Below are 22,790 nucleotides of genomic sequence, written 5' to 3'. Positions count from 1 at the left end.
ACGGAGCGTGACGACAGGGACGGCGGCCGCGGGCCGCGCCCCGATGGACCAGGATCGGAGCCGAGGACGTGGTGGACGCAGCGAAGGAGCCCGCCGACCCGCAGGGGCGGCAGTCCGCTGCGGATGCGCCGGCGTCGGCTGTCGAGCCGGTGGAGACCGCCGCCGAGGGCGTGCCGTCCGAGCCCGGTGTCGAGCACGTGGTCGAGCGGCTGGACCGGCCGCTGCCTGAGGGAGTGCGCCGACGGGTCGTCGGTCTGGCGGCGGACGCGCTCGGCGGGCTGCCGCCGGGCGAGCTGCCGCAGAGCCTGCGTCAGTACGCCAAGTTCACCCCGGCCCGGCGGGCCAAGTACGCGGCGACCGCGCTGGCCGCGGCGCTGGAGTCCGAGCCGGCCTTCCGGGTGCGGATAGCGGAGCGGCTGCGGCTGGGTCAGCCGGACCTGGTGAAGGCGCTGGAGTCGGGCAGTGTTCCCGGCGCCGCCGATCCGATGGACGTCGCGGCCGCCGCCTACCTGGTGCGGTCGGCGGGTTGGAGCCGGCTGGTCGCGGAGGCCGGGGAGGAGGCCGAGCGGGCCGGTGCCGAGGGCGCCGCCGCGGAGGCCGCCCGGCTGGTGGAGAAGCTCCAGGCCGAACTGGCCGAGGTCCGGGCCACGGCGCGGGCCGACCTGGACCGGCAGCGGACCGAGTCCGAGGACGTCCGCCGGGAGGCCGAATCGCTGCGGAAGAAGGTGCGCTCGCTGGAGAGCGACACCCGCCGGGCGCAGGCCGAGACCCGTCGGCTGACCGGGGAGCTGGAGGCCGCGAAGGCGCAGGCGGCCGCCGAACGCAGCGCGGCCGAGGGCGAGGCGCGGCGGCTGCGGCACCGCGTCTCCGAGCTGGAGAACGCCGCCGAGCAGGGCCGGCGGTCGGCCCGCGAGGGGCGCAGCGTCGAGGACATGCGGTTGCGGCTGCTGCTGGACACGGTGTTGCAGTCGGCGCAGGGCCTGCAACGGGAGCTGGCGCTGCCGGTGTCGCAGATCCGCCCGGCGGACCTGGTGGAGGCGGTGGTGCCGGGGGCGGCCTCGCCGAACGACGTGGCCCGGCGCGGGCTGGCCGAGGACGATCCGGCGCTGCTGGACCAGCTGCTGGCGATCCCGCAGGTGCACCTGGTGGTGGACGGCTACAACGTGACCAAGACCGGCTATCCGACGCTGCCGCTGGAGCAGCAGCGGATCCGGCTGCTGGGCGGGCTGGCGATGCTGGCCCAGCGCACGCAGGCGGAGGTCACCTGTGTGTTCGACGGCCAGGACCTGGACGTACCGGTGATCATGGCGCCGCCGCGCGGGGTCCGGGTACGGTTCAGCCGGACCGGCGAGACCGCGGACGAGCTGATCCGGCGTCTGGTCCGGGCCGAGCCGCAGGGCCGTCCGGTGGTGGTGGTGTCCGCCGACCGGGAGGTCGCGGAGGGCGTGCGGAAGGCGGGTGCGCGCCCCGTCGCCTCGGTGCTGCTGCTGAACCGGCTGGCACGGCCCTGACCGGTGCCCCGACGGAATGACGCCTGGTCAGCGCCTGGTTTGCGGGCGTGTGGGGATCCGGTGAAGTCATTGGCGGAAGTGGCGTTCACGCCTTCGGGGGAGTGGCGGAATGCTTGGATCTTCACTAGGGTCTGGCGTCAAACCTATTTTCCGGATTCTCACTCGTAAGGGTGAGGCCGATGGAAGAAGGAGCCGGTCCCTTGGCCTCCCACCGCCGTCCCAAGCAGCCGAGTCGCGCGCGGGTCTCCGTGCTCACCGCTGCTGCTGCGACCGCGGTCGCCCTCTCCGCCCAGGTCGCCGCCCACGCCGCGCCGTCGCCGTCCCCCAAGAAGGAGGACGTGAAGGCGCAGATCGACCAGCTCCAGGAGCAGCAGGAGCAGGCGGCGGAGAAGTACAACGGCGCCAAGGAGCGGGCCGACCAGCTCCGCAAGCAGGCCGACCAGCTCCAGGACCAGGTGGCCCGCAGCCAGGAGCAGATGACCCAGCTGCAGACCGGCCTGGCCGCGGTGGCGGGCGAGCAGTACCGCACCGGCGGCATCGACCCGTCCGTCCAGCTGATGCTCTCCTCCGACCCGTCCGGCTACCTGGACAAGGCGTCCAGCGTGCAGCAGGCCAGCGCCAGCCAGGCCGAGGCGCTCAAGGGCCTGCTGGACCAGCAGCGCCGGCTGGACCAGGAGAAGGCCGAGGCCGCGGCCGTCCTCGCCTCGCTCGACTCCACCACCAAGGACCTGAACCAGGCCAAGGCGGACGTCAACCAGAAGCTGAAGGCCGCGCAGGACCTGATGAACTCGCTCAGCGCCTCCGAGCGGGCCGCGCTGCGCGCCCAGCAGGCGCAGGACGACCGTGCCTCGCGCGGCACGGACCGCCCGGACCTCGGCCCGCTGCCGCAGGCCAGCGGCTACGCGGGCGTCGCCGTCGCCAAGGCGATGAGCAAGCAGGGCTCGCCGTACGTGTGGGGTGCCACCGGCTCGTCCACCTTCGACTGCTCGGGCCTGATGGTCTGGGCGTACGGCCAGGCCGGCGTCTCCCTCCCGCGCACCTCGCAGGAGCAGGGCAACGTCGGCACCCGGGTGCCCTCGCTGGACCAGGCCCAGCCGGGCGACCTCGTCATCTACGGCAGCGACCGGCACCACGTCGGGATGTACATCGGCAACGGCATGGTGGTGCACGCGCCGCACACCGGTGACGTGGTGAAGGTCATGAAGGCCGACGCGATGCCGATCAACACCATCCGCCGGGTCTGACGGACCGGCAGATTCCGGGGCTTCCCGGCCGGCCCGGTGATTCGATCAGCTCCGTGTAGGGCGACGATCACCAGCGGTCATCTTCACAAAAGAACTTGGGTATTCTTACGTCATTTTTCTGACAAGGATTTGAACGGATCACGGTTCAGTTACTAGGGTCGTGCTTCGAACCACCGCACTGTCGATCACCCAGCCCGGGTGGCGGCGGTGGTACCGCCGAGTTCGTGAAGCAGCGGGGCAGGCCCAGTGCCTGGCCGACAGGGGAGCCCAGCAGTCGGGGGCGCTGTGGAGCGGAGCCGGGGAACCACGTTCCTCCGGGGTGAATCGGCGCCAGGTCGGCCGCTGGAACGGCCGTGAGGCGTCGTAGGGCATGCTTCCGGCCCGAACCCGTCAGCTCACCCGGTAGGCGGACGCAGGAAGAAGGAGTCCGCCTTCGTGGCGTCCCATCGTCGTCCCAAGCCCGCCGGCCGTGCCCGCGTCTCCATCCTGACCGGTGTGGCGGCCGCCGCCGTCGCCCTCTCCGCGCAGTCCGGCGCCCACGCCGACCCGACGCCGACCAAGGATCAGGTCAAGGAGCAGGTCGACCAGCTCAACGAGCAGGCCGAGCAGGCGACCGAGAAGTACAACGCCGCGCAGGAGAAGCAGCAGCAGCTGCAGAAGCAGGTCAGCGGCCTCCAGGACCAGCTGGCCCGGCAGCAGGAGCAGGTGACCGACCTCCAGGGCGGCCTCGCCGAGATCGCCGGCGAGCAGTACCGCAGCGGTGGGATATCCCAGACCGTTCAGCTGATGCTCTCCGCCAGCCCGGACAACTTCCTCAACCAGGCCGGGACGCTGAACCAGGCCGGCAGCACCCAGAAGGGCCAGCTCAAGCAGCTCCAGGACGAGCAGCGCAAGCTCGACCAGGTCCGCGACGAGACCCAGGGCAAGCTCTCCGAGATGGAGAGCACCACCCAGCAGCTGAAGACCTCCAAGGAGGAGGTCCAGGCCAAGCTGAAGGCGGCGCAGGACCTGCTCAACACGCTGACCGAGCAGGAGCGCCAGGCGATCCGCGCGGCCGAGGAGAAGGCCGCCGCCGACGCCAAGGCCAAGGCGGACGCCGCCGCCAAGGCCGAGGCCGCGAAGGCCGCCGCCGACCGCGCCTCCCGCGACAGCAACCGCACCGACCTGAGCGCCCCGTCCACCCCGGCCCCGGCCGCCACCAGCAAGCCCGCCCCGGCCCCGGCGCCCGGCAGCTCGCGCGGTGCCGCCGCGCTGTCCTACGCCGCCTCCAAGCTCGACAGCCCGTACGTCTACGGCGCCACCGGCCCGAACTCCTTCGACTGCTCCGGCCTCACCAGCTGGGCCTTCGCCCAGGCCGGCGTGTCGCTGCCGCGCACCTCGCAGGAGCAGGCCGGCGCCGGCACCCGGATCGGTACGGACCTCTCCCAGGCCCAGCCCGGCGACCTGCTGATCTTCTACAGCGACGCCCACCACGTGGGGATCTACGCGGGCAACGGCCAGGTGCTGCACGCGCCCAAGCCCGGTGCCGTGGTCCGCTACGAGGCGGTCTCCAACATGCCGCTGTCCTCCATCGTGCGGGTCTGATTCCCGCTCAGGCCCTCGCAGGCCCGGACCTTCCCCGTGAAGGCCCGGGCCTGCGGCTTTTCCCGGCGGCCCGGGCAGATGTCCGATTGCGGATCAAATATTCGGTCCTGGAGGGGTTTGGACTCACTTGCCCGGACTCGCTAACGTCTGCCACCGGACTCCCGCTCGAGGGCCGCCCGCTCCGGTGCGGCCGCGGGGCCGCACCGCAGGATTGGAGCCGCTGCCGCCATGCCCGTGCACCGCCGTTCCCAACTGCTCGCCCGTGCGCTGGTGCTGACCGCGGCCGCGACCACCGCCCTGGGCGTCACCACGGCCGGCACCGCCCAGGCCGCCCCCGGCGCGCCGGACGGGCCGAGCCGCAAGGACGTCAAGGCGCAGGTGGAACAGCTCTACGACGAGGCCGAGCAGGCGTCCGAGCGGTACAACGCCGCGCAGGACGCCCAGCAGCGGCTCCAGGTTGAGACCACCGTCCTCCAGGGCGAGATCGCCGTCGCCCAGGACCAGCTCAACCAGCTGCGCGGTGACCTCGCCACGGTGGCCGGCGCCGAGTACCGCGCCGGCGGCATGGCGCAGACCGTCCAGCTGATGCTCGCCAGCGACCCGGAGGGCTACCTGACCCGGGCCCGCACCCTGGACCAGGCCGCCGAGCGCCAGCAGGAGACCCTGCACGAGCTGGTCACCCGGCAGCGCCGGCTCGACCAGCGCCGCACCGAGACCTCCGCCAAGCTCGCCGAGCTGGAGCAGGCCCGCCGCTCGCTCGCCGACAGCAAGCAGCAGATCCAGCAGCGGCTGACCAAGGCGCAGAAGCTGCTCAACAGCCTGGACGTCGCCGAGCGCACCCGGCTGGCGGCCCAGGACGCCCGGGAGGCCGAGCAGCGCGCCACCCGGGGCACCGACCGGCTGGACCTCGGCACCGCCCCGCCCGCCTCCGAGCGCGGTGCGGCCGCGCTGGCCGCCGCCGTGCAGATGATCGGCTCGCCGTACGTCTACGGCTCCACCGGGCCCCGCGCGTTCGACTGCTCCGGTCTGATGTACTACAGCTGGCGGCAGGCCGGAGTGACCCTGCCGCGCACCTCGCAGGCCCAGGCGTCCGCCGGCCAGCGGGTCAGCCTCTCCGAAGCACGGCCGGGAGACCTGGTGATCTTCTACCGGGACATGCACCACGTCGGTATGTACGCCGGCGGCGGGGTGATCGTGCACGCCCCGTACCCGGGCGCCAAGGTCCGCTACGAGAGCGTCACCGCGATGCCGGTCGCGGGGGTGGTCCGGCTCTGAGCCCGACCGGCCCGATCCCGTCCGACCCCGCCGGCCCGCCCCGCCGTGCGCCGGCCCGCCGTGGCCTGTCCCGGCGCGGTGCGCTGCTGCTCGCGGTCGGCGGGCTGGCCCAGCTGTCGCTGCCGCCGGCCGTCCCGACCGCGACCGCCGTGCGGCCGGGGGCGGACCGGCGGGCCGAGGTGGCGGCGCTGCTGGACGCCCGGGCGCGGGCGCTGGCGGCCACCACCGGGCTGCCGCCGGCCGAGGCCGGGTACCGCAACCTGGTGCTCGCCGGGGCCGACACGCCGGAGCGGCTGACCGTCGCCGCCGATCTGGCGGTCCGGATCGCCGGGTACGACGGGGACCCGGTGGTGTACCCGCGCCGGATCACGCTGGCCCGGGCGGACGGCGGCTGGCGGGTCGAGCGGGAGGAGAGCGCCGGCGGGCCCCCGGCACTCTGGGACCTCGGCCCCGTCCGGTCCGCGCCCGGCGCGCACTGCCTGGTGCTCGGCCTCGCGGACGGCCCCGACCCGGCCGGCCTGGTCCCGGTGGCGGACCGCGCCACCGCGGCGGTGAGCGAGGTCTGGGGCAGCGCCTGGCCGGGCCGGCTGCTGCTCGAACTGCCCGCCACCGAAGCCCAGTTCGCCCGGCTGCTGGAGGCCGACCCGGCCGGCTGGACGGGCATGGCGGCGGTCACCGTGGCCGCCCCCGGCGCCCCCTGGCACACCCCGGCGGACCGGGTGCTGGTCAACCCCGAGGCGTACGGGCGGCTCAGCGACTTCGGCCGCCAGGTGGTCGTCACCCACGAGGCCACCCACGTCGCGACCAGGGCCGACACCCGGGCCTGGACGCCGCTCTGGCTCTCCGAGGGCGTCGCCGACTGGACCGCCTACCGGGGGTCCGGCCGCCGCCCGGAGCAGATCGCCCCCGAGCTGGCCCGGGACGTCGCGGCCGGCCGGCTGCCGACCGCGCTGCCCGCCGACCGGGACTTCGCCGCGGGCGCTGAGGGCATCGCCCAGGCCTACGAACAGGCCTGGCTCGCCTGCGAGCTGATCGCCCGCCGCTACGGCCCCGACCGGCTGGTCGCCCTCTACCGGGCGGTCGGTGCGGCCGACGGCGGGGGCGAGGACCGGGAACAGCGGCTGGACCGGCTGCTGCGGGCCGAACTGGGCCCGGGAACGGCCGAGTTCACCCGGCTCTGGCGGGGCGAGGTCAAGGCACTGGGGAGTTAACGCCGCTGCTCGGCAGGGGCGCCGGGCCGGTCGATGCCGTCCAGCAGGTCCTGCTCGTACGCGATGCCCGGACGCACCGGGTAGGCGCCCGCCGGCACCGGCTCCGGCGTGGCCAGCACCACCGTCGGCGGCAGCTGCGCCGGGCCCCGGGTGGAGCGCCAGAGCCGGACGCAGGAGACCACGGTGGCGGTCAGCAGCAGCAGGTTGCGCAGGCTCAGCACGGTGACGCCCCAGGGCTCGCTGGCGAGGATCCGGCTGAACATCAGCGGGAACTCGGTCAGCGTCAGCGGACACGCCAACAGGATCAGCACCGCCACCGGCCGCTGGCTGCTGCCGCGCACGGTCAGGCAGACCGCCGCGACGCCGATCAGCCAGACCAGGTACTGCGGGCTGATCACCCGGCTCGTGACGGTGAAGATGAGCAGCGTCGTCAGCGCCGCGTCGTACATGGTGGCCGCGTTGCGCCGCTTGGCGGTGAAGCGCCACAGCAGCAGCCAGGCGAAGCCGACCAGGGTGCCGACCATCATCACCTTGCTGATCACCGTGACCCACGGCCCGAGCATCTCGGGGGAACCGTAGTTCATGGTGACCCTGCCGTCCCAGGCCTCCGCGAGCCGGGCGAAGTGCAGCGGCAGCGCGCCCAGCGACTCCACCTCGATGCCGCGGTCCTTCTGGAAGGCCAGGAAGCCGAAGGCACCGTTCATCCCGGCCGCGAGCAGGAAGCCCACCGAGACGGCGGTGGCCGCCGCGAGCGTCCAGGAACGGCGGGTGCGGCGGCCGGAGGGGGTGCCGATCAGGCCGAGCAGCGGCCAGACCTTGATGATCCCGCCCAGGCCCAGCAGCATCCCGCCGACGGCCGGGCGGCGGATCAGCGCCAGCAGGCCGGCCAGCGCGACCGCGGTGACGATGATGTCCAGCCGGTTGTAGACCATCGGGCCCAGCAGCGGCACCGCGACCACCCACATCCAGGCGCCGGTCAGCGCCCGGCCCCGGCGCAGGCCGGTGCGGACCAGCAAGGCGGTGGCGGCGACGTCGGCGACGCCGCAGATCACCCAGAAGGAGACCAGGTACGACCAGGGCAGCAGGCCCGGCAGCAGGATCACCAGGGCGGCGCCCGGCGGGTACTGCCAGGTCACGTCGTCGAACGGGAAGGTGCCGGTCTGGAGCACGCCGTACCAGGCGTGGTAGATCATCCAGACGTCGGCGGTGATGTCCCCGCCGGGCCCCTTCACCACGCCGGTCATCAGCAGCACCAGCACCGCCCGGGTGGCCAGCCAGGTGGTGCCGAGCGCGGCGAGCGCCCCGAACGGGCGGCCGGGGGCACGGCCCGGCTCCGGCCGGGCGGCCGGCGCCTGGCCGGAGCCGGCGGCGCCGCTGGGTGAACCGGACTCGGTGGCCGGGGCCAACTCCACTGCGCTCCCTCGTTCGTCTCGGACGTCCCACCGGAGGCGCCGCGCGACGGACGCCCGGGCCGTCGACGGCGGGCGCGGCACTGCGGGCCGGGCCGCCGTCGGCCGCCTAGGTTCTAGGACTGACCCGGGGGTGGAACGGTTGCCGTGCGCGGATCCGTTCCCGGCGGGTCATGGTGTTGACCTATCGTACGGATCACCCAGCGGTACACCGCGCACCCCCCGACCGAGCGAGCCGTGGCCTGATGCACAGAACCTTGATCGTCACCAATGACTTCCCGCCGCGCCCCGGCGGCATCCAGGCCTTCGTGCACAACATGGCTGTGCGTCAGCCCGCCGGGAGCATCGTGGTGTACGCCTCGACCTGGCGGGACGGCAGCGAGGTGGCCCGGTTCGACGCCGAGCAGCCGTTCCCGGTCATCCGCGACCGGACGAAGGTGATGGTTCCCACACCCCGGGTCACCCGGCGGGCCGCCGAGATCCTGCGCGCGGAGAAGTGCGACTCGGTCTGGTTCGGCGCCGCCGCGCCGCTCGGGCTGATGGCACCCACGCTGCGCCGGGCCGGGGCGAGCCGCCTGCTGGGCATGACGCACGGGCACGAGGCCGCCTGGGCCCAGCTGCCGGCCGCCCGGCAGCTGCTGCGCCGGATCGGCGCGGGCACCGACGTGCTGACCTACCTGGGCGAGTACACCCGCTCCCGGATCGCGGACGCGGTCGGGCCGCAGGCGGCGGCCCGGATGGTGCAGCTGCCGCCGGGCGTGGACGAGACGACCTTCAACCCCGACTCCGGGGGCGCCGAGGTGCGCCGGCGGCTCGGACTGGCGGACCGGCCGGTGGTGGTGTGCGTCTCCCGGCTGGTGCCGCGCAAGGGCCAGGACACCCTGATCGAGGCGATGCCGCGGATCCTCGCCGACGTGCCGGACGCGGTGCTGCTGATCGTCGGCGGCGGCCCGTACCGGGCGGACCTGGAGAAGCTCGCCGACGCCCGGGGCGTCCGGGCCTCGGTGCGCTTCACCGGCTCGGTGCCGTGGGAGGAGCTGCCCGCCCACTACGGCGCCGGGGACGTGTTCGCGATGCCCTGCCGGACCAGGCGCGGGGGACTGGACGTCGAGGGCCTGGGGATCGTCTACCTGGAGGCCTCGGCGACCGGGCTGCCGGTGGTCGCGGGCGACTCCGGCGGGGCGCCGGACGCGGTGCTGGAGGGCGAGACCGGGTACGTGGTGCCGGGCGGCTCGGCGGAGGCCGCGGCCGAGCGGATCGTCCGGCTGCTGCACGACGAGGAGCTGCGGCGGCGGATGGGCGAGGCCGGGCGGCGCTGGGTGGAGCGCTCCTGGCGCTGGGACCTGCTGGCCGGGCGGCTGACCTCGCTGCTGGCTGCGTAGTCGCCCGCTCGCCTCCGGGCGCTCCTGACCCGGTGCGGGTGAGGGCACGCCGAGGGGCCGCCCGCCGGGTTCGGCGGGCGGCCCCTCGGCCGTGCTGCGGCTACTTCTGGTAGATCGCCTCGATGTCGGCGGCGAAGTCCTTCAGGACGACGTTGCGCTTGAGCTTGAGCGAGGGCGTCAGGTGGCCGCTCTCCTCGGTGAACTCGGCGTCCAGCAGCCGGAACTTCTTGACCGCCTCGGCGTGCGAGACGGCCGCGTTGCCGTCGTCCACCGCCGCCTGGAGGGCGGCCAGCAGCTCCGGGTCCTGGCTCAGCTCGGCCACCGTGGCGGTGGCGGGCTTGCCGTGGAGCTCCTTCCACTTGGGGAAGAAGTCCGGGTCGACGGTGATCAGGCAGGCCACGAAGGGCTTGCGGTCGCCGACCACCATGACCTCGCCGACCAGGGCGTGGGCGCGGATCCGGTCCTCGATCACGGCCGGGGCGACGTTCTTGCCGCCGGCGGTGACGATGATCTCCTTCTTGCGGCCGGTGATGGTCAGGTAGCCCTCGGAGTCCAGCGAGCCGAGGTCGCCGGTGGCGAACCAGCCGTCCTTGAGGGCGTCCGTGGTGGCCTGCGGGTTGTTCCAGTAGCCGGTGAAGACCTGCGGGCCCTTGAGCAGGACCTCGCCGTCCTCGGCGATCCGGGCGGCGGAGCCCGGCAGCGGCTGGCCGACCGTACCGATCTTCGGCTTGTCCCACGGGTTGAAGGCGGTGGCGGCGCAGGTCTCCGTCAGGCCGTAGCCCTCCAGGACGGTGAAGCCGATGCCCCGGTAGAAGTGGCCCAGCCGCTCGCCGAGCGGGGCGCCGCCGGAGATGGCGTGGGTGGCCCGGCCGCCGAGGGCGGCGCGCAGCTTGCTGTAGACCAGCTTGTCGAAGACCGCGTGCTTGATCCGCAGGCCCAGGCCGACCCGGCCGCTGTCCAGCGCCCGGCTGTAGGCGATCGCGGTGTCGGCGGCCCGGTCGAAGATCTTGCCCTTGCCGTCGGCCTGGGCCTTGGCGCGGGCGGTGTTGTAGACCTTCTCGAAGACTCTCGGCACGCCCAGGATCAGCGTCGGCCGGAAGGCGGCCAGCTCGGCGGTGACGTCCTTGAGGTCGGAGACGTGGCCCAGCTTGATCGGGGCCATCGCCGGGGCGATCTCGGCGATCCGGCCGAGCACGTGGGCCAGCGGCAGGAAGAGCAGGACGGAGCTCTCGCCGGTGCGGAACAGCGGTTCCAGCCGCTCCACCACGTTGCCGCACTCGGCCAGGAAGTTTCCGTGCGTCAGCTGACAGCCCTTCGGGCGGCCGGTGGTGCCCGAGGTGTAGACGATGGTCGCGATCGAGTCGGCGGTGGCGGTCGAACGGGCCTCGGTGACGGTGGCGTCGGTGACCTCACTGCCGGCCTCGGCGAGCGCGGCGAGGGCGCCGCCCTCGATCTGCCAGGTCTGCTTCAGCTCCGGCAGCCGGTCGCGGACCTCCGCGACCACCTTGGCGTGCTGGTCGGTCTCGGTGAGCACGGCGACCGCGCCGGAGTCACCGAGGATCCACTCGACCTGCTCGGCGGAGGAGCTCTCGTACACCGGCACGGTGATCGCGCCGGCCGACCAGATGGCGAAGTCCAGCAGCGTCCACTCGTACCGGGTCCGGGACATGATGCCGACCCGGTCGCCGGGCCGGACGCCGGACGCGATCAGGCCCTTGGCGGCGGCGTACACCTCGACCAGGAACTGGGCGGCGGTCAACTCCTGCCACTGGCCGTCCACCTTGCGGCTGAGAACGGCGACGTCCGGGTGCCGCTCGGCGTTCTGCTGCACGAGGTCGGAGAGGTTACCGCCGCTCGGTACCTGGTAGAGGGCCGGAAGGCTGAAGTCGAGCAAGACTGCTCCTCGTTCGCGACGCTGCGGGACGGCAGGACGTTACTGCCCGGTAGGCGGCTTCGACCAGGGGGGCCGGCCCCGGTGTTCGAAGTGTCACACCCGGCCGGGTTCGACCAGGTGGTGACCGGGTCGTTCGACTGGCACCCTACGGCAGGCCGGTGGTGACCGGCCGGTAGCATGCCCTGCCCACGGCGACCGCCGCGTGGAGTGCCCGGCCCGTGCGGCCGTGCCGATCGCCGGTCGCGATAGCCTGCTCCGGGCGCACCCGGCCGAGCAGGCTCGACCGGACCAGCAGGCAGCCGGACGAGTCGGAGGGCCATTCTCATGGCGGAGCACACCAGGTCGAGCATCACCATCGACGCGACCCCGGCCACGGTCATGGCCGTGATCGCCGACTTCGCCGCCTACCCGGCCTGGACCGGCGAGGTCAAGGAGATCGAGGTCCTGGAGACCGGCGAGAACGGCCGCGCCGCGCAGGTCCGGCTGGTCCTCGACGCCGGCGCGATCCGCGACGAGCACGTCCTCGCCTACACCTGGGACGGCGACCGCGAGGTCGGCTGGACGCTGGTGCGCAGTCAGATGCTCCGCGCGCTGGACGGCTCCTACACCCTGGCCCCGCTCTCCGGCGGCCGCACCGAGGTCACCTACCAGCTCGCCGTGGACGTCAAGATCCCGATGCTCGGCATGATCAAGCGCAAGGCCGAGAAGGTCATCATCGACCGCGCCCTGGCCGGGCTGAAGAAGCGCGTCGAGGAGACCGGCGGCAAGTAGTCCGCCGGAGGAACAGGGGGCCGGACGGCATGACGGCGACACGCACCATCCTGGTCAGCGGTGACACGGGCGCGCCCTTGGTCGCCGCCGCGACCGCGCTGCACGCCGCCCGGCGCGGCCGGCGCACCTGGCTGCTCGCCGCCGACGACCCCCACCGCGCCCTGGACGCCGTCCTCGGCACCCGGCTGGAACCCGAACCGGCCCACTACGAGCCGGGCCTGACCGTCTCCCGGATCGACGAGCAGGCGGCCTTCCGGCACGCCCTCGGCGAGGTCGCCGGCCGGCTCAAGCCCGCCCTCGACCTGCTCGGCGCCGAACAGCTCGACCCCGAGGAGCTGACCGCCCTCCCCGGCATCGCCCGGCTCGCCCTGCTGCGCGCGCTGCCCGCCGCCGACCAGGACGTCCTGGTCGTGCTCGCCCCGCCGCCCGCCGAGCTGATCGCCACCCTCGCCCTGCCCGAGCAGCTGGCGCGCTACCTGGACCGGCTGCTGCCCGAGCAGCGGCAGGCCGCCCGGGCGCTGCGCCCGCTGCTGGCCGGGCTGGCCGGCGTCCCGATGCCCGCCGACTGGCTGTACGAGGGGCGGGCCAAGGCCGTCGGGGTGCTCGCCGAGTCCCGGGCCGCGATCACCGACCCCGGCACCAGCGTGCGCCTGGTCGCCGCCGTCGACGGCCACCCGTTCCAGGAGCTGTGCCGGATCCGGGCCGGGCTCGCCCTGCACGGGCACCGGCCGGACGCCGTGGTGCTGCACGGCGCGCTGCCCGCGGGCGCGGCCGACTCGCCCGACCCCTGGCTGGCCGCACTGGCCCGCCGCCGTGGGGAGGAGCTGGTCGCGCTGACCGCGGTGACCGACGCCCCGGTCCTGGTCACCGGGCTCGCCGAGGCCACTCTGGAGGCCGTCGCCGAACGCCTGTACGGGGACGGGCCCGGTCCGGAACGGCTCGACCCCGCGCCCTGGCCGGTGGAGGACCGGCTCGCCGAGGACGGCCTGCTGGTCTGGCACCTCGCCCTGCCCGGCGCCGACCGGGCCGACCTGGACCTGGTGCGGCGCGGCGACGACCTGGTGGTCGGCCTCGGCGCCCACCGCCGGGTGCTCACCCTGCCGTCCGCGCTGCGCCGCTGCACGGTGGCCGGCGCGGGCCTGCACGACGGGGTGCTCGCGGTGCGGTTCGCCCCCGATCCGGCGCTCTGGCCCCGGGGCTGACCGGGCCGGCCGGCGCCCGCGACGCCTCCCCGGCGCATCCTGTGCCTTTCGACGCAGCCCGGCGCTCACCGGCCGTCGGGTAGCGTCGGGACGGAGGGCCGCGGGGTGCGGCCACTGCTGAGGAGGCGCCCGCGATGACCAGCACCGACCGGACCGAGCCCACCGCCGAGGCGGGCGGCCCGCAGGCCCACCCGTTCGGGCCGGAGCTGGGCCCGCTGGTGGACGAGGTGCGCCGGTTCGCCACCGTCGTCGGCCAGAAGGCGCAGGAGGCGAGCGCCGACACCCTGATCACCCTCGCCGGCCTGGCCGACCGCGTGCGCACCCAGCAGCCGGACGTCTACACCCACCTCGCCGCCGCCGGCTCCGGGCTGGCCGCCGTGGGCTCCGAACTGCTCGCCGCCTACCGCGCCGCCGTGGCCGGGCACGAGAGCCGCTGGACCGCCGGCGAGAGCGCCCCCGCCGAGCGGATCGACCTCGACACGCCTGACGACCCTTCCGCCAAGCAGTGAATCCGTAACCTTCGAACGGTGATCGCGTTGCTCTCGTACGTGACGAAGCGGGGGGTTCGATACGACTTTTGAAGCGAGGCGGCGTGGTTTGTCCAGGATTGTCTTCGGATAATGTATGCGAGGCCTGTACGGGGGGAGGGTTGGGCGGTACCGTTCCGTCCAGCGGGAACGAGTGAATAGCTGAGGGACACATGGCTCTGACCATTGGCGTCGATGTCGGCGGGACCAAGATCGCGGCAGGCGTCGTCGACGAGACGGGCGCGATCCTGGCCCGGACCAGGGTGCCCACCCCGGCCGATCCGCAGTGGGCGGTCGACGCCATCGCGCAGGCCGTGCGCGAGCTCAAGGAGTCGCACCCCGGCGTCACCGCGGTCGGCGTCGGCGCTCCCGGCTTCGTCGACAGCAACCGCTCCACGGTGATCTTCGCGCCCAACATCGACTGGGAGAACGAGCCGCTGCGCGGCCGGATCGAGGAGCTCACCGGCCTCGACACCGTGGTCGAGAACGACGCCAACTGCGCGGCCTGGGCCGAGTTCCGCTTCGGCGCGGCGGCCGACCACCAGGACATGGTGCTGATCACCGTCGGCACCGGCATCGGCGGCGGCATCGTCCTGGACGGGCGGCTGCACCGCGGCCGGTTCGGCGTGGCCGGCGAGATCGGCCACCTCAACATGGTCCCCGACGGCCTGCCCTGCGGCTGCGGCGGCAAGGGCTGCTGGGAGCAGTACGGCTCCGGCCGGGCGCTGCGCCGCTACGGCCGGGAGAAGTCCGCCGCCGACCCGTCGCGCGGCCGCAAGATGCTGGAGCTCAACGACGGCGTCGCCGAGACCATCCGTGGCATCCACATCACCGAGGCGGCCGAGGCGGGCGACCCGCTCGCGCTGGAGTGCTACGCCGAGCTGGCCGAGTGGCTGGGCCGCGGCATGGCCGACCTCGCCGCGCTGTTCGACCCGGGCGTCTTCGTGCTCGGCGGCGGCGTCTCCGACTCCGGCCGGCTGCTGCTCGACCCGGTCGCCAAGGCCTTCGAGCACTACCTGACCGGCGGGGTGCACCGCCCGCGCGCCGAGGTCGTCCTGGCCTCCATGGGCTCCGCCGCCGGCATCGTCGGCGCGGCCGACCTGGCCCGGACGGTCTGAGCACCGACCGCGGAACCCGCAGTACCCGCAGTACCCGCAACACCCGCTGAGCCCGCCGGCGGCGGTGCGACCGGACCCCGACCAGACCCGGACGCGCCGCCGCCGACGCATGTCCGCCCGCGGGCCCGCCGGGCCTGCCGTACGGTCGTGATCACGAACGGCACGGACCCGTACGGGGAGGACCATGACCACCGCACCCGCCGAACCGCCGCCGCCCGGCCCGCGCCGGCTGCGCGTGCTCGGCTACAACATCCGCTCGCTGCGCGACGACCGGCGGGCGCTGGTCCGGGTGATCCGGGCCTGCGCGCCCGACCTGGTCTGCGTCCAGGAGTCGCCGCGCTACTGGCGGCCGCAGGGGCAGGCGGCCTGGCTGGCCCGGAGCACCGGGACGGTCGTCCTGGCCGGCGGCGGCCGCGCCGCGGCCGGGCCGCTGCTGCTCGGGCGGCCCGGTGCGGTCGAGCTGCTGGGCGTGCACGACCGGCTGCTGCCCAAGACCCGCGGCCTGCACGCCCGCGGCTTCGCCACCGCCCTGCTGCGGGTGCCCGGCTCGGCGCCGTTCACCGTCACCAGCTGCCACCTCAGCCTGGACGCCGACGAGCGCTACGGCCAGTTCGAGCTGCTGCTCGACCAGCTCGCGATCGCCCGGCACGGCATCGTGGCCGGCGACTTCAACGAGCACCCGGACGGCCCGGGCTGGCGGCTGCTGGCCTCGCGCCTCCAGGACGGCCACCCGACCGCGCCCTGGGGCGGCGAGTTCACGTCCGTACCGGAGCGCCCCTACCAGCGGATCGACGCCGTCTTCGCCACGCCCGGGATCACCGTCCTCGGCTGCGGGGTGCCGCACGGGCTGCCCGGCGTCACCGAGGCCGACCTGCGGGCCGCCACCGACCACCTGCCGGTGCTCGCGGTGCTGGAGCTGCCTGCGGCGCGTGAGGGTTAGACCACCGCGCCGTGGTCCGGGTCCTCGGGTTCGTCCTCGTCGCGGTCCTTCATCCGGGCCACCAGGGTGACGAAGCCGCCGAGGAAGGCGGTGATCCCGACCCAGGCCGGCCAGCCGGCGATCTCCCGCCAGACCACCGCGTCGAACAGCAGCAGCGCCGGGCCGCCGAGCACGGCCAGCCAGGCGAACTTGGTGGTGACGTCGGCGGCCGGCAGCGGCGGGGGCTCCGGCGGGACGAAGTGGCCCTCGTCGGTCGCCTCGGCCAGCTCGAAGTCGCGCGGGCCCGCGCCGCCGGCGGGCAGCACCGGCCGGCCCGAGCGGGGGCGGGGCTGGGGGGCCAGGTCGGCGAGGTCGTCCGGGTCGGTGCGGCCGGTGCCGTCCTTGAAACCGCCCTTCAGCTCGCCCTGGGCCCGGAGGTTCTCGATCTCGGGCCAGTTCGGGTTGTTGAGGTCGACCGGGTCGTCGAACTGGGCCACCAGCGCGGCGAAGATCTCGTCCTGTTCGGCCTGGCTGCGCTCGGGGGCGCGCCGGGTCCGGGGCTCGGCCGGTTCGGCGGGAGTGCCGGGCTTGGCGGGAGTGCCGGGCGCGCCGGGCTTGGCGGCGTCGGCCGGTTCGGCGGCCTTCGCGGGCGGGGCCGTACCGGCGTCCGCCGCCGCGCCGTTCTCGGCCGGTGCGGGCTCCGCCGCCGTGCCGTCCCGCGCGGTGCCGTCCGTCCTCGCGCCGTCCTCGCGGGGTGCCTCGTCCCCGCCGCCCGCCGTGCTGCTCTCGTGCACTTCCGGCCCTTCAGCCATGGTGATCGTCGGATTCGACCCCGGTGACGCCCGCCGCCTGCGCGCGGGCCAGCCGTCGGATGAAGTCCTGGCTGGCCGCGAATATTTCCGCCGCGTCGTGGTCCAGCGTCGCGACGTGGAAGCTGCGCTGGCACAGCCGCTCCGTCACGTCGGTCGAGGATATCCGGGCCAGCACCAGCTCCGAGTTGGCCGGCGAGACCACGTGGTCCTGCGGACTGTGGAAGAGCAGCACCGGCTGGGTGACGTCCGGCAGCCGCCGCTGGACGTCCTGCCAGAGCCGGCCCAGCGACCAGGCGGCGTTGAGTGGCGTCCGGTCGTACCCGAGCTCGGTGGAGCCGGGCTTGGCGATGTCGTTGGCGACCCCGGCCAGGCTCGGAACGAGGTGACGCAGCACCGGAAGCAGCACACTCGCGGGGTTGTCCGAGCGCACCGACGGGTTGACCAGCACCAGCCCGGACACCACCGGACCGTGCAGCGCGGCCAGCCGCAGCGCCAGCGCGCCGCCCATCGACAGCGCGCAGACGAAGACCTGCTCGCACTCCTCGGCCAGCGTCAACAGTTCGCGCTCGACCTCCGCGTACCAGTCCTCCCAGCGGGTGACCTGCATGTCCTGCCAGCGGGTGCCGTGGCCGGGCAGCAGCGGCAGCGAGACGGTGAACCCGGCCGCGGCCAGCTCCTCCGCCCACGGGCGCAGCGACTGCGGCGACCCGGTGAAACCGTGGCAGAGCAGCACCCCCACCGGTCCGCCGCGGTGGCGGTACGGTTCGGCACCGGGCAGCAGCGACATGACGGACTCCTTCGCGGGCGGATGGCGCTGGGGAAGAGGAGGCTGGAACGGGAGGCTGCGGGGATTCGCATCGTCCCACGGCCCGCGCCGGGCCGTACACCCCTCACGGCGGCCGCTCCCGGAGCTCCGGCGACGCTCCCGACCGGGCCCGCCGGGGCGGGGCGGGGCGCGGGCGGTGCCCGCGGGGCATTAGGATCGACCGGTCCGCGATACGGGAGGCCCGGCTTGTTCTACCGACTGATGAAGATGATCGTCGCGCCACTGCTTCGGATCTTCTTCCGGCCGTGGATCGAGGGTGAGGAGAACATCCCCACCGAGGGCGCCGCGATCATGGCGAGCAACCACCTGTCCTTCTCGGACTCCTTCTTCTTCCCCGCGCTGATCAAGCGCCGGGTCACCTTCATCGCGAAGGCCGAGTACTTCAACACCCCGGGCCTCAAGGGCCGGCTGACCGCCGCGTTCTTCAAGGGCGTCGGCCAGCTGCCGGTGGACCGCTCGGGCGTGCGCGGGGCCGGCGAGGCCGCGATCCGCAGCGCCATCGCGGTGCTGGACCGCGGCGAACTGTTCGGTGTCTACCCGGAGGGCACCCGCTCGCCCGACGGCAAGCTGTACCGCGGCAAGGTCGGCGGCCTGGCCCGCGTCGCGCTGGCCACCGGCGCGCCGGTCATCCCGGTCGCCATGATCGACACCGAGAAGGTCCAGCCGCCCGGCCAGGTGATCCCCAACTTCGGGGTCCGCCCCGGCATCCGGATCGGCCGCCCGCTGGACTTCTCCCGCTACCACGGCATGGAGAACGACCGCTTCATCCTCCGTTCGGTGACGGACGAGGTGATGTACGAGATCATGCGGCTCTCCGGCCAGGAGTACGTCGACATCTACGCGACCGCCGCCAAGCGACAGATGACCGAGGACAAGAAGCGGGCCGACGCCGAGCGCAAGGCCGCCGCCAAGGCCGAGAAGGCCGAGGAGAAGGCGGAGGCCGAGCGGGCCGCCGAGGCGGAGAAGGCCGCGAAGGCCGAGCAGGAGCAGAAGGAGACCGGGTCGGCCTGACGACCACCCGGGCGGTCCAGGGGAGGGGCGGACGGATGACCGACGGCGACAGGACCGGAGCGGTCGGCGGCGCGGTCGCGGCCGGGGGCATGTCGGTCGAGCTCCCGCTGTGGAAGGCCATCTCCTACTTCCGGGTGATGGCCCTCTGCTACGCGCTGCTCCGCTACTTCAACTCCTACCTGCACTTCGTGCACCCCGTCGCCGGCTGGATCTACCTGGGCGCGCTCACCCTCTGGACGCTCGCCACCACCCGGGCCTTCGCCGGCCCGCAGCGCTGCACCTGGTACGTCCTCGGCACCGACCTCACCCTCGTCGTCACCGGCATCGTGATGAGCGGCCTGACCGACGACCCGGGCCGGATCAGCCGGGGCGCACCGACCCTGCCGACCATCTGGGCCGCGGGCACCGTGCTCGGCTTCGCCGGCAAGGGCGGCTGGCGCTGGGCGGCCGCCTCCGGATCGGTGATCGGCGTCGCCAACATCCTCGCCCACGGCGGCCCCACCGGCGACAACATCCACAACATCGTGCTGTTGCTGCTGGCCGGCTGCGCCATCGGGTACGTCATCGAGCTGGCCCGCGCCAGCGAGGCCACCCTCACCCGGGCCCTCCAGGTCGAGGCCGCCACCCGCGAGCGCGAACGGCTCTCCCGGGACATCCACGACGGCGTCCTCCAGGTGCTCGCCCTGGTCCAGCGGCGCGGGGCCGAACTCGGCGGTCGGCGCGGGGCCGACCCGGGCGGGCGGCCCGCCGGGGACGGCGGCGCCGACTTCGCCGAACTCGGCCGCCTCGCCGGCGAACAGGAGCGCGCGCTCCGGGCGTTGATGACCGGCGGCCCGATCCCGGCGCAGCGCGCCCCGCAGGCTGTCGAGCAGTCGCAGGACCTCGCCGCGCTGCTGCGCCGGTACGCCGACGACCGGATCACGCTGTCCGCCCCCGGCACCCCGGTGCTGCTGCCCGCCCCGGCCGCCGGCGAACTGGCCGCCGCGGTGGGCGCCGCCGTGGACAACGTCCGCCGGCACGCCGGGGAGCACGCCCGGGCCTGGATCCTGCTGGAGGACGAGCCGGAGGCCGTCACCGTCAGCATCCGGGACGACGGGCCCGGCTTCGCCCCCGGGCGGCTCGGCGAGGCCGAGCGGGCCGGGCGGCTGGGTGTCTCCCAGTCCATCCGTGGCCGGCTGCTGGACCTCGGCGGCACGGCCGAGCTGTACTCGGCGCCCGGGGAGGGCGTCGAGGTCGAACTCCGCGTCCCGAGGGAAGGGCACTCATGACCGACCAGCCGACCACTGACCGGCCGGCCAGCGACCAGGCGGCCGAGCGGCCGGTGCGGGTGATGGTCGTGGACGACCACCCGATGTGGCGCGACGCCGTCTCGCGGGACCTCGCCGAGGCCGGGCTGGACGTGGTGGCCACCGCCGGGGACGGCGAGGAGGCCGTCCGCCGGGCCCGCGCCTGCACGCCGCAGGTGATCGTGCTCGACCTCAACCTGCCCAGCCTGTCCGGTGCGGAGGTGTGCCGTCAGGTGGTCGCGCACGACCCGGCGGTGCGGGTGCTGGTGCTGTCGGCCAGCGGCGAGCACCAGGACGTGCTGGAGGCAGTGAAGTCCGGCGCGACCGGATACCTGGTCAAGTCGGCGGGCCGGGAGGAACTGCTGGAGGCGGTGCGGCGGACGGCCGTCGGCGACGCGGTGTTCACCCCGGGGCTGGCGGGCCTGGTGCTGGGCGAGTTCCGCCGGCTGGCCGCCGAACCGGCCCCGGCCTCGGCCTCGGCCCCGGCCGTCCCGCAGCTGACCGCCCGGGAGACCGAGGTGCTGCGGCTGGTGGCCAAGGGCCTGTCGTACCGTCAGATCGCCGACCGGCTGGTGCTGTCGCACCGGACGGTGCAGAACCACGTGCAGAACACGCTCGGCAAGCTCCAGCTGCACAACCGGGTAGAGCTGGTGCGGTACGCGATCGAGCAGGGGCTGGACGACGAGGGGTGAGGGCCGCCCCGGGCGTTCGACTCCCGGGGCGGCGTGACTCCTCAGCCCCGCAGGACGGCGGTGGCCTCCCGCAGCAGGCCCGCGACGATGTCCACGCCGTCGCGGGTCAGCACCGACTCGGGGTGGAACTGGAGGCCGACGAAGCCCGGCCCGCGCAGGGCGTGGACGTCCCCGGTGGCGGCGTCCCGGGCGACCTCGATGCCCTGGGCGGCGAGCCGGGCCAGGTCGGCGTCCGTGGCGCGCGCGGTGAAGGCGTTGTAGAAGCCGACCGTGCGCTTCACGCCGAACAGGTCGATGCTCTCCTGCGCGCCCTGGTAGGGGACGGCCTTGCGGCCGAGCTCCAGCCCGAGTTCGGCGGAGAGCAGCTGGTGGCTGAGGCAGACCGCGAGCAGCGGCGCGGTGCGGGCGCCGGAGCGGACGCCGTTCAGCGCGTCCACGACGACCGGCCGCAGCACCGACATCTTGGGGTCGTCCGCGAGGGCCGGGTCGCCCGGACCGGGGCCGAGCACCAGCGGGCCGCGGTGGGCGGCGACCAGTTCGCGCAGCCCGGGCTCGTCGAAGCGGACGACGGTGACCTGGTGGCCGATCGAGGTGAGCACGTGGGCGAGCATCGAGGTGAAGGTGTCCTCGCCGTCCACGACCAGGGTCGGGGTGGGCTCGGTGACCGTGGCCGGGGCCTGCATCCGCAGCCAGAACGGGGCGAGGTTGGCCCGCCGGGCGTCGAGCGCGGCCTGGACCCGGTGGTCGTCGGCGAGCCGGGGGCTGGCGGGGCGGGACAGCCGGGCGGGCGCCGGGCGGGCGCCGATCGCGGTGAGCACCCCGGCGGCCTTGGCGTGGGTCTCGGCGACCTCGGACTCCGGCACGGAGTGGCGGACCAGCGTGGCGCCGACCCGGACGACCAGCCGGCCGGTGGCCGGGTCGATGTCGGCGGTGCGGATGCAGATCGGCGAGTCCAGCAGCTGCCCGCCGCTGGCCGAGCGGCCGATCAGGGCCAGCGCGCCCGAGTAGTAGCCGCGCCCGCCGGTCTCGTACCGCTTGATGACCCGGGTGGCGTTCTGCACCGGGCTGCCGGTGACGGTGGCGGCGAACATCGTCTCGCGGAGCACCTCGCGGACGTCCAGCGAGGTGCGCCCGCGCAGCTCGTACTCGGTGTGCGCGAGGTGGGCCATCTCCTTGAGCCGGGGGCCGAGCACCTGGCCGCCGAGGTCGCCGACCGTGCACATCATCTTGAGCTCCTCGTCGACGACCATCGTGAGCTCCTCCAACTCCTTCGGGTCGTGCAGGAACTGGAGCAGCGAGTCGATGTCGGCGCCGCCGGCCGGGTAGCGGTAGGTGCCGGAGATCGGGTTCATCACGACGGTGCCGCCGCTCTGCCGCACGTGCACCTCGGGGGAGGCGCCGACCAGGACGCGCTCGCCGGTGTGCACCAGGTAGGTCCAGTACGCGCCGCGCTCCTGCTCCAGCAGCCGCCGGAACAGCGAGAGGGCGAGCGCGGGCGAGAAGTCGTCGAAGGTGGCGGTGAAGTCCCGCCGGATCACGAAGTTGGCGCCCTCGCCGTTGCCGATCTCGTCCTCGATCACCCGGCGCACGATCGCCGCGTACTGCTCGTCGTCGATGTCGAACGAACCGCCGGACAGCGAGACCGGCAACTGCGGCAGCGCGGCGGTGAATTCGGCCAGCGGGAAGGCGAACTGCTCGGTCGTGGCGAGGGCTTGGAGCGGGGTCTCGTCGTCGTGCGCCACGAAACCGCGCTCGCGGATCTGCCGGTACGGGACGAGCGCGAGCAGGTCGTGCACCGGGCCGTCGGCCGGGACGCCGGTGCGGACCGGGAGGTCGGCGAGGCGCTCGTAGCTGTCGACGGTGCCCAGCAGCACCTCGACGGTGTCCGGGGCGAGCCGGGGCGCGCGGCGGTGCAGGAGGGCGAACGCCGGGGCGCCGGGGGCGGTGAGGCGGGCGAGCAGGTCGGCAGTGGTGGTCACGGTGCGGCTTTCCTTCCGGGAAGGGCTGGGGTGAGGTGCGGGGGTGGGTTCCGCTCCCGGAGGGCCGGCTGCTCAGACGCCGACGGCCGCCCCGAGGGGCGGCCGTCGTGTTCGTCTAGGAACGCGCGATCGGTGGG

At 74.3% G+C, this 22,790-nt stretch carries 19 protein-coding genes and 1 riboswitch; of the genes, 14 read left to right on the top strand and 5 right to left on the bottom strand.

Annotation, left to right across the window (positions count from 1 at the left end; translation table 11 throughout):
• Positions 1-149 precede the first annotated feature (149 nt).
• The 5 genes from ABTY15_RS15495 to ABTY15_RS15475 all read left to right on the top strand — a co-directional run bounded on the left by ABTY15_RS15495 (position 150) and on the right by ABTY15_RS15475 (position 6,825).
• The gene (locus tag ABTY15_RS15495) at positions 150-1,511 is read left to right on the top strand and encodes an NYN domain-containing protein (RefSeq protein WP_502893505.1); all 1,362 of its coding nucleotides are present in this window, start codon (positions 150-152) and stop codon (positions 1,509-1,511) included.
• A 200-nt stretch (positions 1,512-1,711) separates the two neighbouring features.
• Complete coding sequence (locus tag ABTY15_RS15490; RefSeq protein WP_350584458.1) at positions 1,712-2,755, top strand: C40 family peptidase; 1,044 nt, start codon at positions 1,712-1,714, stop codon at positions 2,753-2,755.
• A 271-nt stretch (positions 2,756-3,026) separates the two neighbouring features.
• Positions 3,027-3,180: riboswitch (cyclic di-AMP (ydaO/yuaA leader) on the top strand.
• Between the two features lie 10 nt (positions 3,181-3,190).
• Entirely contained in the window at positions 3,191-4,339 is a 1,149-nt protein-coding gene (locus tag ABTY15_RS15485) for a C40 family peptidase (RefSeq protein ID WP_350584434.1), read from the top strand.
• Positions 4,340-4,567: 228 nt separating this feature from the next.
• Positions 4,568-5,614: a C40 family peptidase gene (locus tag ABTY15_RS15480; RefSeq protein ID WP_350584413.1), complete on the top strand. Its 1,047-nt coding sequence runs from the start codon at positions 4,568-4,570 to the stop codon at positions 5,612-5,614.
• Between the two features lie 149 nt (positions 5,615-5,763).
• On the top strand, positions 5,764-6,825 hold the full coding sequence (locus tag ABTY15_RS15475; RefSeq protein ID WP_350584401.1) for a hypothetical protein: 1,062 nt from the start codon (positions 5,764-5,766) through the stop codon (positions 6,823-6,825).
• On the opposite strand, the gene ABTY15_RS15470 is transcribed toward ABTY15_RS15475, so the two are convergent.
• Positions 6,822-8,237: a glycosyltransferase 87 family protein gene (locus ABTY15_RS15470; protein WP_350584391.1), complete on the bottom strand. Its 1,416-nt coding sequence runs from the start codon at positions 8,235-8,237 to the stop codon at positions 6,822-6,824. The genes ABTY15_RS15475 and ABTY15_RS15470 overlap by 4 nt on opposite strands.
• A 242-nt stretch (positions 8,238-8,479) precedes the next feature.
• Between ABTY15_RS15470 and ABTY15_RS15465 the strand changes: the two genes are divergently transcribed.
• Positions 8,480-9,616 (top strand): glycosyltransferase family 4 protein, encoded by a 1,137-nt coding sequence (locus ABTY15_RS15465; RefSeq protein WP_350584380.1) that lies wholly within the window; start codon positions 8,480-8,482, stop codon positions 9,614-9,616.
• A gap of 100 nt (positions 9,617-9,716) precedes the next feature.
• Here the strand turns inward: ABTY15_RS15465 and ABTY15_RS15460 are convergent, their stop codons facing one another.
• The gene (locus ABTY15_RS15460; RefSeq protein WP_350584368.1) at positions 9,717-11,510 is read right to left on the bottom strand and encodes an AMP-dependent synthetase/ligase; all 1,794 of its coding nucleotides are present in this window, start codon (positions 11,508-11,510) and stop codon (positions 9,717-9,719) included.
• Between the two features lie 324 nt (positions 11,511-11,834).
• On the opposite strand from ABTY15_RS15460, the gene ABTY15_RS15455 reads away from it, so the two are divergent.
• The 5 genes from ABTY15_RS15455 to ABTY15_RS15435 all read left to right on the top strand — a co-directional run bounded on the left by ABTY15_RS15455 (position 11,835) and on the right by ABTY15_RS15435 (position 16,068).
• Positions 11,835-12,281: an SRPBCC family protein gene (locus ABTY15_RS15455; protein ID WP_350584356.1), complete on the top strand. Its 447-nt coding sequence runs from the start codon at positions 11,835-11,837 to the stop codon at positions 12,279-12,281.
• A 29-nt stretch (positions 12,282-12,310) separates the two neighbouring features.
• Positions 12,311-13,483 carry an ArsA family ATPase gene (locus tag ABTY15_RS15450; RefSeq protein WP_350584347.1) on the top strand — a complete coding sequence of 391 codons (1,173 nt, stop codon included), beginning with the start codon at positions 12,311-12,313 and terminating at the stop codon, positions 13,481-13,483.
• Between the two features lie 134 nt (positions 13,484-13,617).
• On the top strand, positions 13,618-13,992 hold the full coding sequence (locus tag ABTY15_RS15445) for a DUF5304 family protein (protein WP_350584336.1): 375 nt from the start codon (positions 13,618-13,620) through the stop codon (positions 13,990-13,992).
• 191 nt (positions 13,993-14,183) lie between these two features.
• A complete protein-coding gene (locus ABTY15_RS15440) occupies positions 14,184-15,128 on the top strand; it encodes an ROK family glucokinase (RefSeq protein WP_350584327.1) in 945 nt (314 codons plus the stop codon).
• Between the two features lie 184 nt (positions 15,129-15,312).
• Positions 15,313-16,068, top strand: coding sequence for an endonuclease/exonuclease/phosphatase family protein (locus ABTY15_RS15435; protein ID WP_350584308.1), 756 nt, complete (start codon positions 15,313-15,315; stop codon positions 16,066-16,068).
• Here ABTY15_RS15435 and ABTY15_RS15430 read toward each other — a convergent pair.
• Entirely contained in the window at positions 16,065-16,841 is a 777-nt protein-coding gene (locus ABTY15_RS15430) for a hypothetical protein (RefSeq protein ID WP_350584291.1), read from the bottom strand. The genes ABTY15_RS15435 and ABTY15_RS15430 overlap by 4 nt on opposite strands.
• A 10-nt stretch (positions 16,842-16,851) precedes the next feature.
• Positions 16,852-17,646, bottom strand: a complete 795-nt coding sequence (locus ABTY15_RS15425; protein WP_350584282.1) for an alpha/beta hydrolase — start codon at positions 17,644-17,646, stop codon at positions 16,852-16,854.
• Between the two features lie 225 nt (positions 17,647-17,871).
• On the opposite strand from ABTY15_RS15425, the gene ABTY15_RS15420 reads away from it, so the two are divergent.
• From ABTY15_RS15420 to ABTY15_RS15410, 3 genes are read left to right on the top strand one after another with little or no spacing between them, the layout of a single operon-like run.
• Complete coding sequence (locus ABTY15_RS15420) at positions 17,872-18,696, top strand: lysophospholipid acyltransferase family protein (RefSeq protein WP_350584274.1); 825 nt, start codon at positions 17,872-17,874, stop codon at positions 18,694-18,696.
• A gap of 35 nt (positions 18,697-18,731) precedes the next feature.
• A complete protein-coding gene (gene macS / locus ABTY15_RS15415; RefSeq protein WP_350584259.1) occupies positions 18,732-19,964 on the top strand; it encodes a MacS family sensor histidine kinase in 1,233 nt (410 codons plus the stop codon).
• Positions 19,961-20,674: a response regulator gene (locus ABTY15_RS15410; protein ID WP_350584248.1), complete on the top strand. Its 714-nt coding sequence runs from the start codon at positions 19,961-19,963 to the stop codon at positions 20,672-20,674. The genes macS and ABTY15_RS15410 overlap by 4 nt, the downstream gene beginning before the upstream one ends.
• A gap of 41 nt (positions 20,675-20,715) precedes the next feature.
• Here ABTY15_RS15410 and ABTY15_RS15405 read toward each other — a convergent pair whose 3' ends face one another.
• Positions 20,716-22,653 carry an anthranilate synthase family protein gene (locus tag ABTY15_RS15405; protein WP_350584230.1) on the bottom strand — a complete coding sequence of 646 codons (1,938 nt, stop codon included), beginning with the start codon at positions 22,651-22,653 and terminating at the stop codon, positions 20,716-20,718.
• Between the last annotated feature and the right edge of the window lie 137 nt (positions 22,654-22,790).

This window comes from Kitasatospora sp. NPDC097643, from assembly GCF_040302625.1.
Classification (GTDB): Bacteria; Actinomycetota; Actinomycetes; order Streptomycetales; family Streptomycetaceae; genus Kitasatospora.
The sequence above is the reverse complement of the archived record's forward strand: the minus strand, read 5'-3'. Positions and strand labels throughout refer to the sequence as shown.